Origin of the sequence: Desulfovibrio sp. An276 (assembly GCF_002159665.1) — a bacterium.
GTDB lineage: Bacteria > Desulfobacterota > Desulfovibrionia > Desulfovibrionales > Desulfovibrionaceae > Desulfovibrio > Desulfovibrio faecigallinarum.
On the sequence record NZ_NFJC01000031.1, the window covers coordinates 20,230 to 34,773 of the forward strand.

At 58.5% G+C, this 14,544-nt stretch carries 17 protein-coding genes and 2 tRNA genes; 11 read left to right on the plus strand and 8 right to left on the minus strand.

What is annotated here, in order from left to right; genetic code table 11:
- Positions 1-2: 2 nt before the first annotated feature.
- From B5F76_RS11315 to B5F76_RS11330, 4 genes are read right to left on the minus strand one after another with little or no spacing between them, the layout of a single operon-like run.
- Positions 3-1,196, minus strand: coding sequence for an ABC transporter permease (locus B5F76_RS11315; protein WP_087354623.1), 1,194 nt, complete (start codon positions 1,194-1,196; stop codon positions 3-5).
- Positions 1,197-1,238: 42 nt separating this feature from the next.
- On the minus strand, positions 1,239-2,414 hold the full coding sequence (locus tag B5F76_RS11320; protein WP_087354624.1) for a glycosyltransferase family 2 protein: 1,176 nt from the start codon (positions 2,412-2,414) through the stop codon (positions 1,239-1,241).
- Positions 2,415-2,444: 30 nt separating this feature from the next.
- A complete protein-coding gene (locus tag B5F76_RS11325) occupies positions 2,445-2,882 on the minus strand; it encodes a hypothetical protein (RefSeq protein WP_162608821.1) in 438 nt (145 codons plus the stop codon).
- A gap of 40 nt (positions 2,883-2,922) precedes the next feature.
- On the minus strand, positions 2,923-4,023 hold the full coding sequence (locus B5F76_RS11330) for a glycosyltransferase (RefSeq protein ID WP_087354627.1): 1,101 nt from the start codon (positions 4,021-4,023) through the stop codon (positions 2,923-2,925).
- A gap of 253 nt (positions 4,024-4,276) precedes the next feature.
- Between B5F76_RS11330 and B5F76_RS11335 the strand changes: the two genes are divergently transcribed.
- The 7 genes from B5F76_RS11335 (at position 4,277) to B5F76_RS11365 (ending at position 9,566) form a co-directional block, all read left to right on the plus strand.
- A complete protein-coding gene (locus tag B5F76_RS11335; RefSeq protein ID WP_204218391.1) occupies positions 4,277-5,314 on the plus strand; it encodes a hypothetical protein in 1,038 nt (345 codons plus the stop codon).
- A 44-nt stretch (positions 5,315-5,358) separates the two neighbouring features.
- Entirely contained in the window at positions 5,359-6,240 is an 882-nt protein-coding gene (locus tag B5F76_RS11340; RefSeq protein WP_087354629.1) for a class I SAM-dependent methyltransferase, read from the plus strand.
- A 130-nt stretch (positions 6,241-6,370) separates the two neighbouring features.
- A complete protein-coding gene (gene pgl / locus B5F76_RS11345) occupies positions 6,371-7,120 on the plus strand; it encodes a 6-phosphogluconolactonase (RefSeq protein WP_087354631.1) in 750 nt (249 codons plus the stop codon).
- A 221-nt stretch (positions 7,121-7,341) separates the two neighbouring features.
- Positions 7,342-7,809, plus strand: coding sequence for a hypothetical protein (locus tag B5F76_RS11350; RefSeq protein ID WP_087354633.1), 468 nt, complete (start codon positions 7,342-7,344; stop codon positions 7,807-7,809).
- Positions 7,810-7,842: 33 nt separating this feature from the next.
- Complete coding sequence (locus B5F76_RS11355; protein WP_087354635.1) at positions 7,843-9,105, plus strand: competence/damage-inducible protein A; 1,263 nt, start codon at positions 7,843-7,845, stop codon at positions 9,103-9,105.
- A 175-nt stretch (positions 9,106-9,280) separates the two neighbouring features.
- A tRNA-Asn gene (locus B5F76_RS11360) sits at positions 9,281-9,356 on the plus strand.
- A gap of 134 nt (positions 9,357-9,490) precedes the next feature.
- A tRNA-Asn gene (locus B5F76_RS11365) sits at positions 9,491-9,566 on the plus strand.
- A gap of 429 nt (positions 9,567-9,995) precedes the next feature.
- On the opposite strand, the gene B5F76_RS11370 is transcribed toward B5F76_RS11365, so the two are convergent.
- Complete coding sequence (locus tag B5F76_RS11370) at positions 9,996-10,262, minus strand: hypothetical protein (RefSeq protein WP_087354637.1); 267 nt, start codon at positions 10,260-10,262, stop codon at positions 9,996-9,998.
- Positions 10,263-10,268: 6 nt separating this feature from the next.
- The gene (locus B5F76_RS14585; protein WP_204218393.1) at positions 10,269-10,394 is read right to left on the minus strand and encodes an ATP-binding cassette domain-containing protein; all 126 of its coding nucleotides are present in this window, start codon (positions 10,392-10,394) and stop codon (positions 10,269-10,271) included.
- A 187-nt stretch (positions 10,395-10,581) separates the two neighbouring features.
- Between B5F76_RS14585 and B5F76_RS14590 the strand changes: the two genes are divergently transcribed.
- The 4 genes from B5F76_RS14590 to B5F76_RS11390 are packed head-to-tail and all read left to right on the plus strand — an operon-like array spanning position 10,582 to position 13,874.
- Entirely contained in the window at positions 10,582-11,079 is a 498-nt protein-coding gene (locus tag B5F76_RS14590; RefSeq protein ID WP_144268472.1) for a pyridoxamine 5'-phosphate oxidase family protein, read from the plus strand.
- Between the two features lie 26 nt (positions 11,080-11,105).
- Positions 11,106-12,710 (plus strand): DUF697 domain-containing protein, encoded by a 1,605-nt coding sequence (locus B5F76_RS11380; RefSeq protein WP_087354641.1) that lies wholly within the window; start codon positions 11,106-11,108, stop codon positions 12,708-12,710.
- 4 nt (positions 12,711-12,714) lie between these two features.
- The gene (locus tag B5F76_RS11385; RefSeq protein ID WP_087354642.1) at positions 12,715-13,395 is read left to right on the plus strand and encodes a hypothetical protein; all 681 of its coding nucleotides are present in this window, start codon (positions 12,715-12,717) and stop codon (positions 13,393-13,395) included.
- A gap of 53 nt (positions 13,396-13,448) precedes the next feature.
- Positions 13,449-13,874 (plus strand): HIT family protein, encoded by a 426-nt coding sequence (locus tag B5F76_RS11390; protein ID WP_087354644.1) that lies wholly within the window; start codon positions 13,449-13,451, stop codon positions 13,872-13,874.
- A gap of 91 nt (positions 13,875-13,965) precedes the next feature.
- Here B5F76_RS11390 and B5F76_RS11395 read toward each other — a convergent pair whose 3' ends face one another.
- Together B5F76_RS11395 and B5F76_RS11400 are read right to left on the minus strand one after the other, a co-directional pair.
- Positions 13,966-14,349, minus strand: a complete 384-nt coding sequence (locus B5F76_RS11395) for a flavodoxin (RefSeq protein WP_087354646.1) — start codon at positions 14,347-14,349, stop codon at positions 13,966-13,968.
- 66 nt (positions 14,350-14,415) lie between these two features.
- A partial coding sequence (locus tag B5F76_RS11400; protein WP_204218395.1) for a transposase occupies positions 14,416-14,544 on the minus strand: 129 nt, incomplete at its 5' end.

Consider the following 14,544-nt stretch of genomic DNA (forward strand, 5'->3'; position numbering starts at 1 on the left):
CCTTACTCGAAGCGCAGGGCCGTGACCACATCCATGCGGCTGGCCTGGATTGCCGGGAAAATGCCGCCTGCCACGCCTATGACAGCGGAAAAGAGAATGGAGCCCGTGCAGCTCAGGATAAGATCCACCACCGGGATCCCTGTGCCGAGCGCGTACACGCCACCAACCACGGCGCTCACGCCCAAGATGATGCCGAGCACGCCGCCTGCCACGGACTTGCACAAGGCCTCGCACAAGAATTGTGCCATGATGTCCCTGTCCGATCCGCCCATGGCCTTCTTGAGGCCCACTTCCCTGGTCCTTGCCCGCACAGCGGCAAAGGTGCCGTACCAGATGCCGAAGCCGCCCAGCATGAGCGAGGCTATGATGCCAAGCCACAGAAGGGACTGCACCCACATGAAGGTGTCCTCAAGGCGCGTGAGCTGCTCGTCGCGGGTGTAGACATGGAGGTAGGGCGCGCTCTGGCGCGAGAGCACCACCTCCGGGATGAGCTGCGTGAGCCTTGGCACATCCTCCCAGCCTATGGCGCGCACAAAGAGCCTTGTTATCTTGGCGTCCCCCCATTGCCTGTCCACAAAGGTCGTGTAGGGCATGAAGGCAGCCTCTGCCCAGTCGCCCAGCATGACGCCCGAGATGACGCCAACTACTTCCACCACGTCCTGATCCAGGAAGAGGAGCTTGCCAAGCGCAGCCTTGGGGTCTGGCCCGTAGAGGTCCTCGGCCCGCTCGCGGCCCAAGACGCACACGCGCCTGTGCCTTGTTATATCGTCCGAGCTTAAGGCGCGCCCTGCTATGACGTCAGCGGAAAAGGTGGGGATAAAGAGCTCGTCCACGCCGTAGACAAGGGTGTTCAGCGTGCGCTCGTTGCGGGCCTTGAGCAAAAAGTACTGGGCGTTGCGGCTGCCCACACTGACACTCTCGACGCCCGGGAGCTTGCGTATGCCCTCGATGCTGTCCGGATAGAATTCCCGCACTGGCTGTCCCGGGTACTGCCTGTCTTCCATGGTGACGCGGATGACGTTGACGCCGCCCATGAGCACCATGTCCTGGCCGACCTTGTAGCGTATTTCCTGACCAAGGACTGCCAGGGCAATGAAGGCCGTGATGCCGAGTGCTATGGAGATCATGACGCCGTAGCTCTTCTGCCGCGACACCTGGCGCAGCGAGACGCGAACAAGATCGGAATAGGTTATCATAAGATTCTTCCCTTTACCGCAACATTTGGGGACTGCAATTTTCTAGTTTTTTCTCTGTATCTTCCAGACCTTGCCCTCTGACCCAACCTCGTACCAGATGCCGTGCCAGAGGATGCCTTTTGCAGTCACGGTCTTGAGATACAGGGAAAAGGCTCCAAACGAGGTGAGCCAGAAGGCGCCCAAAAGGCGCATGATGGGCACATGGCGGGGAAGGAGGGGGCGCAGTCTTGCAAGAGTCCATGCCGTGGCAGCCAAGGATACGCCTGCGCCAGCGAGGGCCACAAGGCCGAAGGCGCCGAAAAGCCAGCCGAGGAAGGCAAAAAGCGCAAGTGTCGGGGCAAGGGCCATGAGAAAGAGCACAAGCCCAAGCTGGTACCACTGCGAGGGCACGCAGAATTTGAGAAAGAGGATCTGACGCTCAAGCCAGGCCCACCACACGTCAAAGGAGTGGTGCTCAGCCCTTGTGCGCAAAAGCGCAGAGGGACTCAAGGCCACACGTATCCTGTGGCGCGGCAGAAAGGAGGCAAGCGAGCAGTCGTCCACCACATTTTCTTCCCAGTGTCTGCCAATGCCGCTTTCCAGGAAGGTCTGGCGGTCTATGGCCATGGCCCCGCCCCAGGGCTGCGTGTAGCCGGAAAGGGACTGCATGAGGCGCATGCACAAAACCGTGAAGGCATAGGCCAGGGTCACAAACTCGTTGTCCCTTGGCACAACCTCGTGGTAGCCTGTGGCAAAGGGCGCTTCCTTGCGGGCAACCGGCAGGACAAGGCGCGTCACAAAGTCCGGGGAGGCCATGTGGGTGCTGTCGCAGAATGCGTAGACCTCCACGCTGTCCCCAAGAAAGCGTACTGCAGCCAAAGAGTTCCAGTTCTTCTGTCCGCACTTTTCGGCCCTGCCCGCAGCCACATGGTCAATGGTGCATCTGTCCCCGTATTCCTCGGCTAGTCTTTCCACAAGGTTTGCCGCAGGCTCTTCCATGGTCGCTGTCACGAACACGTAGCGCAACTTTCCCTCGTAGTCCTGTTCGAGCAGGGAGCGCAGGGCGCCCTCCATGGCGGGATGCGTTCCTGCACAGGGGATGACAAGGCCCACGGAGGGCCAGGTATAGACCTTCGGCAGGGGTTCCGAGGCCTTTGCGCGCAGCTTTCGTCCAGCGCGCCCAAGGAAAAAGACCAGGGCAGGAGCAGCCGCTATCACCAGCAAAAAGACTATCCACATGGGGCATCTCCTCTTGAGCCTGTAGAGCCATCAGGGAAGGGGTGTGCAGTCCGCACTCACCCTGGCATTGTACTGCCTCTTTCCCTCGAAACTGAACTTCATGCCGCGCTTGATGCGCATCTTTCCCCGCACAGTGCCCGGATCGGACAGATCCCCCCAGATGACGTGGCCCGAGGCGTGTCTGGCCTCGAAGTTCAAATCCTTCACACTGCCGTAGAGGTGGTAGACGTCCGTCTCCCCGCTCTTGTGGGTCAAAAGGAAGACCCCGCGCAAGGAACCGTCTGCCTTTGTGCACATGCCCACACGGAAGGTGGCGGACAGTATGGAGCCTGACCACACCTCCACACTTTCATCAGATCCTGGCTGGCCTGGCAGGGGAGCCGGCTGGGCTGCCTGGGCAGAGGGTGCAGCCGAAAGGAAGGCGCACAAAAACCCGCCACAAAGTCCCTTGCGAAGGAGGGAGCTCACGCGCAGAAACGCACTGGGGAAGAACGCGCAGGCAGGCATATCAGCCCCTGTCCCCCAGGCTGCACACCCTGTCGAAGATGGCTTCGTGGGCCTGGACCATGCTGGCAAAGGAGTAGTCGGAAAGGGCCTTTTGCCTGTTGTTTGCGCCCATGGTGTCCAGAAGTTCCGGGTTGCCCATGAGTCTCAGGAGGTTCTCGGCAAAGTCGTCCGCGTTGCCGGAAGCGCTCAAAAGACCATTTGTCCCCTCCTGCACCATGTCCGGGATACCGCCAACGCTTGTTGCGCACACGGGCAGACCGCTTGCCATGGCCTCGAGCAGCACGTTGGGCTGGCCCTCGCGCACCGAGGAGAGGGCAAAGATCTGGGCCTCTGCAAGGTGGGGACGCACGTCTGCGCAGCCAGGCAGAAGTTCCATGCCGTACTGGGCGTTGGAGGCGGCTATGCGGTTTTGGATGCGCTCGTGCCAGGGACCGTCGCCCACAAGGCGCAGACGGGCCCTGTTGTTGGTGGCAAAGACCTTCTCGAAGGCCTTGATGAGGGTCTCGTGATCCTTGTCCTCGCACAGGCGTGCCACGCAGACAATAAGGGGATTGCGCTCTGAGGGTTTGGGATCGACAGGCGCAAAGCGCTCCGTGTCCACGCCGTTGGCAATGTAGCTGAGCTTTTCGCCCGGCATGCCCAGCTCCTTGAGAACATTCACAAGCTCGGGGCTGTTGCAGATCATGTGGTCGCACAGGCGCCAGAGCCACTTCTCGTGCTGGCGAACAGGGGCTCCGCCGCCGCGCACAGTGCCGACAACGCCAAGAGGCCTTCCCTGAGTCCTCTTGAGCCACCAGCCCCAGATGCGGCCCCAGATATTGGGCATGGCCGTGCAGGGCACAACCACATCCGGGTCAAGATCTTTCAGCGTGTGCAAAAGGCGCAGGAAGAAGACCGTGTCCACCTCCCTGCCGTGCCCCATGTGGTGCACCTCTATGCCCAGGGCCCGTGCCTCGTCGTCCAGATCGGTCTTGCCCGTGAGCGTGACCATCACCGGCGTGTACTTCCTTCTGTCCAGACGCTGCGCAAGCTGCAGGGTCTGACGCTGCGTGCCACCATAGCACAGATCTTCCATCACAAAGACAATGCGCAGCTTTCCCATTTGTTCCCGCCTCCACAAAAAAATATCCGGCTCATGCCCCCGGGCCTGGCCGCAGACGAATGTACCATTGAAAAATGCGCCATGCGCAAAGCCTTGCCTTGGCCCTTTGCGCGGGACATTTGGAACATAGTGTACGATCGACAAAAAAAGAAGGCAAGACACACAACAAAAGACAAGCATTACAGAATGTTGTCACATGTTCTTCATCATTTTTCCCATTGCTCTGCGACATCATTTGGGCTATTGGGAAGGCATGTCACACGCAACACACCTACTTGCCAATCCCCTGTACGTCCTTGTCACCATGGACGTGGAGGAGGAAGGCCTTTTCACAGGCCTCTACAGGCGAAGGAACCCGGGCGTCACAAACATTGCCTCCCTTCCCCGCCTTGCCCCTCTCTCTGACGAGCTTGGCTTTCCCCTGACCCTGCTTTGCGCCCATTCCGTTTTCACAAGCACTGCGGCCTGCCGCGTGCTCGAGACCATGCGCGACAGGCACGGGGCCGAGATAGGCGCCCACCTCCACCACTGGAGCACCCCGCCCTTCGAGGACGAGGAGGAGTTTTGCAAGGGGGTGCCTGAGCGCACGCACAGGCTTGACCAGGACCTTCTCGAAGCGCGCCTGGCCCACCTTCTTGAGGCAGGCAGACGCTTTCAGGGTCAGCCCCTGACCAGTTTTCGCATGGGGCGCTGGGATCTCAAAAACGCCCTTTTCCCCATGCTGCAGCGAAACGGCATCAAGGCGGACAGTTCCATCTGCCCCCTGCGAGCCTACAGGGACGGAGCCGATCACTTCCTTGCCCCGCATACGCCCTACTGGGCGCTTGGGCGCGATGTTCCCTTCCTGGAAATTCCCATTACCCAGATCCCGCTTTTCACCTTTCTGCCCTCCTTGTGGCAAAGGCTCTACCAGGGATCGGAAAAGCGCGACAACTTCCACTTCCTCGCTGCCTTGAGCGCCAGCCCCTTCTGGCACAAGGATCCCATCATGCGCCTTTGCGTGCGGCTTTTGCGCTTTCGCGGGGAAAACATTTTGTGCGTGTTCTGGCACTCCACGGAAATCGTTGCCGGCTGTTCCCCCCAGGTGCCGGACAAGGCAGCAGAAGACCACGTCTTTGAGCGCATCTTCTCCTTCTTCACCTGGCTCAAAAGCCATTTCAACGTGCGCGGCACAACCATGACAGGCCTTTTCGACCAGGTCTGGAAGAAGGAGCAGGGCAAGCCAAACGGGGGGTACGGTACGACCTTCCCGGACAAGGCCGAGCTTGGACCCGTCACAGGAGACTGGTAGCCTGGGCCGATAAGGGTGGCTGAGGCATATCGCAAGGAGAAGGCATGACAACGGACGACGAACAACATGCGGCCAGACTCGAGTCTTGGTACGCGTCCCATCCGGGCACATGCCTTCTTTGTGCGCAAAAAAGGCTGCTTGCCAGGGGTCTTGCCCCATGGCCGCACGAGGGGCGCACCCTGCTTGAGGTCAACTGCGGCCCTGGCCTTGTCGAGCCCCATCTGCGCGCCATGGGCCTTGATGTGACTGGCTGCGAGCCCTCCCCTGCCCTGCGGAATCGCTTTTCCTCCCGCCTTGGCTACACCTATATCGTTGACCCTGCCCACGCGGACCTTCTGCCCTACGGGGACGCAAGCTTCGACTGGGTCTTGCTGCGCCTTGAACACACAAAGTGCGGCACAGACCTTGCTGCAGTCCTTGGGGAAGCCAGGCGCGTTGCCCTGAAGGGCGTGGCAGTGCTTGTCTGGAACAGATGGTCCCTGCCAGCACTTTGCGATGTGCGCCACACGATCAACGCTTCCCCGCAAAGTGCCGTGCGCGTTTTCCGCGAGCTTGTGTCCTGGCACGAGGGAAGTGTACGGGTGTACGGGGCTCTTTTCTGGCCCATGCCCCTGTGGTCCCTTTTTCGGGGAAGGCAAGGTTGCCGGGAAAGCGAAGCCGGTCACGAGGGCCCTTTCCTGCAGCTTTCCGACTGTCTTTTGGCCCACGTGCCCCTGGGGCTTTTTGGGGGCCTTAGCCTGATCCGCCTGGATCTTCCGCCCTCGCGTCCCATGACCGCAAGGCCCCTGCGCTTCCTCTCTCCAGGAGTCTCCATGGGATCCTGTACAGCCAAGGAGGCTTCCTGCACGGCAAAGAGCGCAACCCTGCGCCTTTGGCAGGATCCCAAAAGAAGGTGCGCGTGCCCAAAAAACGGGGCAAAACGCTGAAACACATTTGACAAGAGCGGGCAAGACTGCAACATACTGCAAAAAATAGCGCGCGATGCCCCTTTGGGGGCCTTTCCCAGAACAGGATTTGGTGGCATAATGCTCAGGCTCATACAAGGAGGCCAAAGCCATGCAGACTCTCAGTCGTTCCATTCACCTCATGCTGCATATCCACAAGGATCCCGACGCCATGGCAGAGCGTGCGGCGCATATCATTGCGGACAAGTGCGACGAGGCCATAAGTGAACGCGGTTCCTTCAAGATAGCCATTTCCGGCGGCAACACCCCCATCCCCCTTTTCCGCCTGCTCACCCGCAAGGACTGGGTCAGCGCCCTGCCCTGGGACAAGATTTCCGTCTTCTGGGCGGACGAGCGCTGTGTCAGCCCCGATGACGAGGGCAGCAACTACGGCATGGCACGCCGCGAACTCTTGAACTACGTGCCCTGCACATCCTTCTACCGCATGCGCGGCGATCTTGAGCCCGAAAAGGCTGCCCACGACTATGAGGCGACCCTGCGCCAGGAATTCAATCTGCGCGAAAACGAGATCCCCCGCTTCGACATGATTTTGCTCGGCATGGGCGACGACGGGCATACGGCCTCCATCTTCCCCAATTCCCCTGCCCTCTACGTGCGCGACAGGCTCGTCATCGACCAGTATGTGCCCGAGCGCAAGGCTGACCGTCTGACCATGACCCTCCCCGTGTTCAACAACGCCCGCTGCTGCATGTTTCTTGTCACAGGCCAGGAAAAGCACGCAGTGCTGAGCCGCGCCCTGGATCTTCTCGACAAGCCCGAACTGCCTGCCCAGCTCGTGCGTCCGGCAGTTGGCGATCTCATCTGGGTTGTGGACGAAGCCGCTGCCACGGGAAAGAACTAGAAAATCGCCAGAAAATCATCATATGCCCGCAAGGGCCTTTCACAAAAAGGGCTGCCTCGCACAGCCCCTTTTTGTTGCCCTTTTTTGCCCCCTCCTTCCCCAAACGTGGGGGTGCGAGGGGATTGCCAGTGCGCCCCTGTCGCGCTAGATCCCCTGTACCTGCCCCTTGGGGCAAGGCCCAGGCCCCGTATACCATCATCGCATCAAGCAGAGGTTTTTTCATGCGCGTGCGTTCTCTTCTTCTCCCTGTCTGTCTTGCAGCAAGCCTTGTCCTTGCGCTCCCTGCACAGGCGGAAAAGCTTGAAACGGAATACTACACGGTAGATCTGCCCGACACCTGGCAGCAGCTGCAGTACAGCAACGGGGAGACACTTGATATTGTCGTTCTCTCGACCAAGAACAGGGATTGCATCCTGACCACCATCAACGGCAGAAGTGGTGGCGCAAGCCTCAAGACCATTACCCAGTGCTTTGCCCAGCAGTACCAGTCCAGGAGTGGAGCCCAGGTCAAGGGCAAGTACGGCACCTTCTCCTTCAAGGACGTCAATGGCGACGACGGCATGGCCTACGTCACAGTCCAGGATCAGGTGTACATGGTTGTCACCATCAGCGGCAACCAGCGCAAAGGGCGTTCTCTTATCAAGGAATTCTCGAGCGAGACCTTTGCGGAGCTCATCCCGGCCCTCTAGCCCCCACATTCTGCCCTGTGCCAAGGAGCACCCATGCGAGCCGAAATCATAAGCGTAGGGACCGAGCTTCTGCTCGGCCATGTCGTCAACACCGACGCGGCCTTTCTCGGCCGCGAGCTGGCCCTTTTGGGCTTTGACCTGCACCACACAAGCGTTGTGGGCGACAACGCCGAACGCCTGGCCGAGGTCCTTGCAAAGGCCATTGGCCGAAGCGACCTTGTCATCACCACAGGCGGCCTTGGTCCCACTCTCGACGATCTCACAAAGAAGACCGTGGCAAGTGTCCTTGCAAGGCCCCTTGTACACGACGACGCGACAACAGCTGCGCTCAAGGAGTTCTTTGGCACACGCCCCTACGACGGCAACCAGGAGGCCCAGGCCTACTTCCCCGAAGGTGCCACCATCTTCGTGAACAACCACGGCACTGCCCCGGGCTGCGCAGTCACTGCCGACAACGGCTGCCTTGTCATGCTCTTCCCGGGCCCCCCCAGGGAGCTTGAGCCCATGTTCCGCGACATGGCCCTGCCCATACTGGAGAAAAAGGTCGGGGCAAGCATTGTCTCCTTCATGGTGCGCACCTTTGACATTGGCGAGGGCAACGCGGCAACAAGGCTTGGATCCTTGTGCGAGCAGCAAAACCCCACTGTGGCCACCTATCTCGGGGCCCACAACGAGGTCTTTGCCAGGGTCACAGCCAAGGCTGCCACTGCCGAAGAGGCCAGGGCCCTTGCCCTGCCCACTGTGGAGGAAGCAAAAAAACGCCTTGGCGACGTGGTCTACGGGGTCAATGTGGCAAGCCTTGAGGAAGTGGTTGTGGGACTTTTGCGCGAGCGGGGCGAGGAAGTTGCCACAGCCGAATCCTGCACGGGCGGCATGCTTGCCATGCGCATCACGGACATTCCGGGATCGAGTGCTGTCTTTCGCACAGGCCTTGTGACCTATGCCAACGAAACCAAGACAAGGCTTCTCAATGTGCCGGAAGACATGCTCAGGGCCCATGGCGCCGTGAGCGAGGAAGTGGCACGTGCCATGGCCGAAGGCGTGAAAAGGGATGCAGGCTCAACCTACGGCATAGGCATTACCGGCATTGCCGGGCCTGACGGAGGAAGTGCCGAAAAGCCCCTGGGCCTTGTCTACATTGCCCTTGCGACACCCAATGAGACCTATTGCCTCAGGATGCAGCCAAAGGGGATCTATCGTGGAAGATCCTTTGTGCGCGAGCGCAGCGTAGGCAAGGCGCTGGACATGCTGCGCAGATACCTTGAGGGATACCCTGTCCTGCACGAGCTCATCTGAGAGCAATGGGAGACAAGCCTTTTCCTTCACTCTAGCATTTTGGGCAGAGTCCACAGGCATGGAAAATCTCCTGGAAAGTGCCTCTACTGGCCGATCCAATGAGTCTGCCAGAAAAAAATCTGATTTTTTATTGACAGACCTGACGGTCATGCGTTAGTCTTTTTTGTTGTCGCATTCCCCAATAGCTCAATCGGCAGAGCGGGTGACTGTTAATCACTAGGTTGGCGGTTCAAGTCCGTCTTGGGGAGCCAAATGAAAATAACAGGTGGTCTTTGCAAGCATAGCAAGGACCACCTCTTTTGTTCCTTGACTTTTTTTCGTCAAATTTGAAATTTTTTGTTGACAGACTTGGGGTCCATGCGTATAACCCCTTTCGTTGTCACGTTCCCCAATAGCTCAATCGGCAGAGCGGGTGACTGTTAATCACTAGGTTGGCGGTTCAAGTCCGTCTTGGGGAGCCAAAAGAAAATAATGGGTGGTCTTTGCAAGTACTGCAAGGACCACCTTTTTTTGTTTGTTGACGTTTCAATCCACGCACCCGCGAGGGGTGCGACCCGGAGAAGGGGTCGAGGTCTTCCCAGTCTTCCTCGTATGTTTCAATCCACGCACCCGCGAGGGGTGCGACTGCAATGCAGGCGTATGAGTCACAGGTACGTCAGTTTCAATCCACGCACCCGCGAGGGGTGCGACTGTCCTGGTGATTTATCAGGGAAAATCAAATAGTTATTTGGGTGTTTTCGAGAACTGTCCCAAAAGGTCATCTCTCAAAAACCATTCCTGATGGAGTATGCACAAAAAAGAAAGATATTGCAATTAGTTATATTGTTCGAGAACCTCCCGGGGAAAAGCCGCCCGACTCGGGTTGTCGATCCTGCCTGGACGGTCATGTTTTAGTTGCTAATACAAATCGTGCCCGAGGGGCAACATGTTGTACCCAGCCTGTTTCCCTGCTGTTCCGTGAACTCCTTCGAGATCAGCGATGCCGTGTACTCGGGCAGAAGCACGCGCTCCTCATCGTAGGGCTTGCCCCACTGGCTGAAAGCCACGTTTTCGGCAACGGGTCCGTTGAAGATGTAGGAGGACTGGGAGACATAGCCCACGCGCTGGATGTAGGCAGCCCTGCGGCTGTCCGTAAGGGGCTCGCAGTCTACCAGCATTTGCCCCTAGCGCATGTTCATGAGGCCGCAGAGAATGCCAGCCAAAGTGGTCTTGCCAGAGCCCGAGGCCCCGATAAAGCCTATCTGCTCGCCGTGGGAAATGGAGAGGCTTATGTGCGAGAGGCTATCCATTTGGGGCCTTCACATTTTCCTCACGCCTGTTGGCACACAAGGGACACGGAGCTTGGGGCTGTTGCCATACGCAAGGCCCTGTCGCATACTTTGCAGACACTACGGGCAGCCCCTGCCCTCGCCTTCATTTCACTTTCTCGCAGTCCTTGAGGAATCTGCGGGACAAAAGCCAACTACGGAGAACAATATGTTTCGTACCATACGGCGCGCCAATCTGGCCCTTCCCGATCATGTGTGCCTAGACATTCTGCTTACTGGTTCCTACGGAACCTTTGCCTTTCTGGGGGATGACGACTACCCCTACGCAGTTCCCGTCAACTACGCCTTTGACGGAAAATCCATCTATGTGCACTGCGCGTTCGAAGGACACAAGATGGACGCCATTGCCAGGCACAACAAGGCAAGTTTCAGCGTCGTGGAAGCCCATGAGGTCATTCCCGAGGAGCTTTCCACGGACTACCGCAGTGTCCTTGTTTTCGGACGAGTACGGGTAGTGGAAGACAACGAGGAAAAACTTAACGCCCTCCACCTTATCTGCCAAAAGTACGTTCCCCATATGGACAAAAGCGTCGAGGACTACATCACAAGGAAGGCGCCCTCCACGGCAGTCATCAGGATGAGCGTTGAGCACATGAGCGGCAAGGAGGGACGCCGCCTGGCCCTGGCCCGCAAAGACCAGAACTGACGTTCCTGCGCCCTATAGGAGACCATATGCACCTTATCCTGCGCCTTGTGAGGCTGGCAGGTCTTGTTCTTCTTGTTACCTGCCTTGTGCTCTTTTTCCAGTTCAACGTCTTTGCCCTGCAGTTTGTGGATTCTCTCGCGCAAGGAACAGGCTGGATAGCCTTTCTTGTGCTTTGCGGCCTGGAAGTTCTGGGGCTCTTTTTGCTCTACATGGCCTGGAGGCCCAAAAGATCCAAGCTTGTCCTGAAAGAAAACCCGACCGATGAGGAGCGTGCGGCCTTTGTGGCGGAACTTGCGGCACGGCTTGCGGAAAATCCCCATGTGCGCGCAGCAGGGATACGCCCGGACGATCCGGAATTCCTTGAAAAATCCCTGGCCCTGCTCGACGAGAAGGCGGACGAGATCATCCGCTCGGACGCGCGCAGAATCTTCCTTGGCACTGCCCTTGCCCAGAACGGACGCCTTGACGCACTCATTGTCTTCCTTGTGCTCGCGCGCATGGTCTGGCGCATCTCGGCCCTCTACAACCAGCGCCCGACACCTGCGGAAATCTGGAGTGTGTACACAAGCGTCTCTGCCTCTGCCTTTGTGGCCTTCAGCATCGACGCACTGGACATTCCCCAGACAGTGACTGAATCCCTGGGAAGCCTTGTGCCGGCAGTAGCCCCCCACATGGCAGGCACCTCCATGCCCCTTGTGGGTGCTACCATGCACCTTTTCACCTCCTGCGTTCTCGATGGCGCAGCAAACGGCCTGCTTGCCGTGCGCGCAGGCGTTCTCACCAAGAACGCCTTTTGCCTGGCAAACCTTGCGAAGAGCGAGGCAAGAACCATCTCCTCCAGGGAAATCCGCCAGAACATGCTCTCCCTCTCGAAGGAATGCCTTGGTGACATCACAACCGGCCTCAAGGAGCAGCTGAAGGACATGGCCGGGACTGTTGCCGACAGCGCAGTGGAAAAGACCGTCACTGCAGCAAGGACCGTGGCCTCCTCGGTAAGCGGGGCTGCTTCTTCTGCCGGGGACTTTGTCATGAAGGGTGTGCGCGGAGGCGAGGCTGCAGTAAGCGCAGTAGCCAGCGGTGTTGGCTCCACTGTAGACATGGTCACAAATGCCGCGAGCAAGACTACGGACACCGTGAGCGGAGCCGTCAGCGAGACCAGGGACTTTGCCCAAAGCACCTTACGCTCTGCAACACAAACCCTGTCGAATGGCGGGCAGGCAGTTGTGCGCACTGTGCAGTCCGGAACAGGCAAGGCGAAAAACTTCGTGCGCAGCGCTGGCAACCTTTTTTCCAGCGTGCTGCCGGGAAAGCACGAGTACACTCAAGAAGAGCTCCTTGCCCTGAAGATAGCCCTGCTCTGGAGCAAGGGACCGCTCTCCACAGCTGCTGTCCTTGAACTTGAAGGCGAATTTGGTCAGTATCCCGTTCCGCACGAGCTTGCAGACGCATTGAACCGCATCCCCAACCTGGACCTTCTGGCCCCCTATCTCGAAGCCTGGAAGGGGCGGAAAAAGGACATACTGGACATCATGAACAAAATAGACATCACACCCTGCGACGAGAGGGAGAAAGCCTACCTTGAACAACTGGGCTTGACCTTGCGCGTAGGCAGAGCTCTTGCCGGGAGATAGGCCCATGTGGCGCATGCAGATACATCATCAGATAGGTCAGGACATCCTTTCCCTCAAACGCCAGGGAGCGGCCTTTACCTGGAAGACTCTGGACGCACTTCGCGCGCGCCTTGTGCGGGCTGGCGAGTACGAGTGCGGAAACAAAACCTCCATCGAGGAGCGGGTTAAGGCCCTTTCCCTTGAAACGCGCCCCACGCTCTTTGGGGAGGACCTCATGCTCGTACCCCTGCCAGAGGCCAACATGCTCCTTGAGTGGGAAGACAACGGGGAAAAATGCGCAACCCTTCTCACGGACAGGGTGACCACCCTCGAAATGTACGTTTTCCGCTACTCTTTGGATCGCGAACGCTGGCGCTGGCCCCTTATTGGCATGGCCTACGGCCCGAGCTTTCACGACAACTGCCGCATAGCAGTCTACGAGCCCACAGCCCTGCAAAAGTGTTCCGCAAACGCCATGAAGGCCATGGTAGAACAGCATGTGCTTGCTTCCGGCACTGCCGTGCTGGCCCTGGAGCTTGCCAGGCACGATCTTGTGCAGCCCATAAACGGAAGGCACGAGACGGCTCTTGCCCTGCAGGAGAAAAAGGGCGAACATCAGGATTTGCCGACACCCTCGTCCCTTGCACGGGCTTGTCGCACCCGTCACGAGAGCGCGCCCATGGGCAAGGGCGCACACAGGATGTAGCATTTTTCCGCATAACGCCCCCAAAACCTCAACCACGCTTGCGCGAGGATCCCATGTCCGAACAAAACGACTGCATTTTCTGCATGATTGTCGAGGGCAAGCTTCCCTCTTCCAAGGTCTACGAAACGGAGAACCTCTACGCCTTCCTGGACCTCAATCCCGTCCACGAGGGGCACACCCTCATCATCCCCAAGAAGCACTGTGAAAACATCTTTGACGCTGATCCTGCCATTGGCGAGGATGTCATCAAGGCCATGCAGCGCGTAGGCGAGGCTCTCAAGAAGGTCACAGGCTGCACTGGTGTCAATGTCCTGCAAAACAACGGCAGAACTGCAGGCCAGATGGTCTACCACCTCCACTGGCACATCATCCCCCGCTTTGCAGCGGACGGCCTGAGCCTCTGGCCCCAGCAAAAGTACGCCTCCATGGACGCCATGAACGACATGGCAGCGCGTCTGCGCGAGGAACTGGCAAAGTAGCTGCGCTCACAAGGCTTGCAGTACGCAAAAAAAGGCCCCGGGTTGCCGGAGCCTTTTTTTGCGTTCTTGTGCGGGGAAAGCCCCAGAAAAACTAGAAGACTATGCTCTGGAGCCAGGAATCCACTGTGCTTTCCGCACCGCGCACGCTTCTGCCGCGCACAGGCAGGCCCTTGAGAATGCGTGCCTTCGGGCAGAGCTTCCTGATATCGGACTCGCTCGTGCCCATGGCGCTGCCACCGTGGGTGCAGAAGGGCGCCACGGTCTTGCCGTCCATGTTGTAGGCTTTCAGGAAGGTGAACACGGCCCTCGGCATGGTGCCCCACCAGTTGGGGTAGCCAAGAAAGACTGTCCTGTACTTTTCCATATTGGGGATCACAGTGGAGATTTCCGGAAAAACGTTTGCGCGCTGTTCTTCCCTGGCCTGTTCCACGCAGGCATCGTAGTCATCGGGATAGGGCTTCACGGTCTTTATCAAGCGCGCCGTAAAACCTCTCCCTTCAGGGGGAGGATATAAGGCGCCCCTAGCTTGGCAAGTTTGCCTTTAGTTGGGAGTTCTTTGGAATTCGATATACTGCTTAAGGACGGAGAGCGGCGCTCCACCGCAACTGCCTGCAAAGTAGCTTGGTGACCAGAGAGAGCCACCCCAAAGTTTCTTTTGGATGGAGGGATA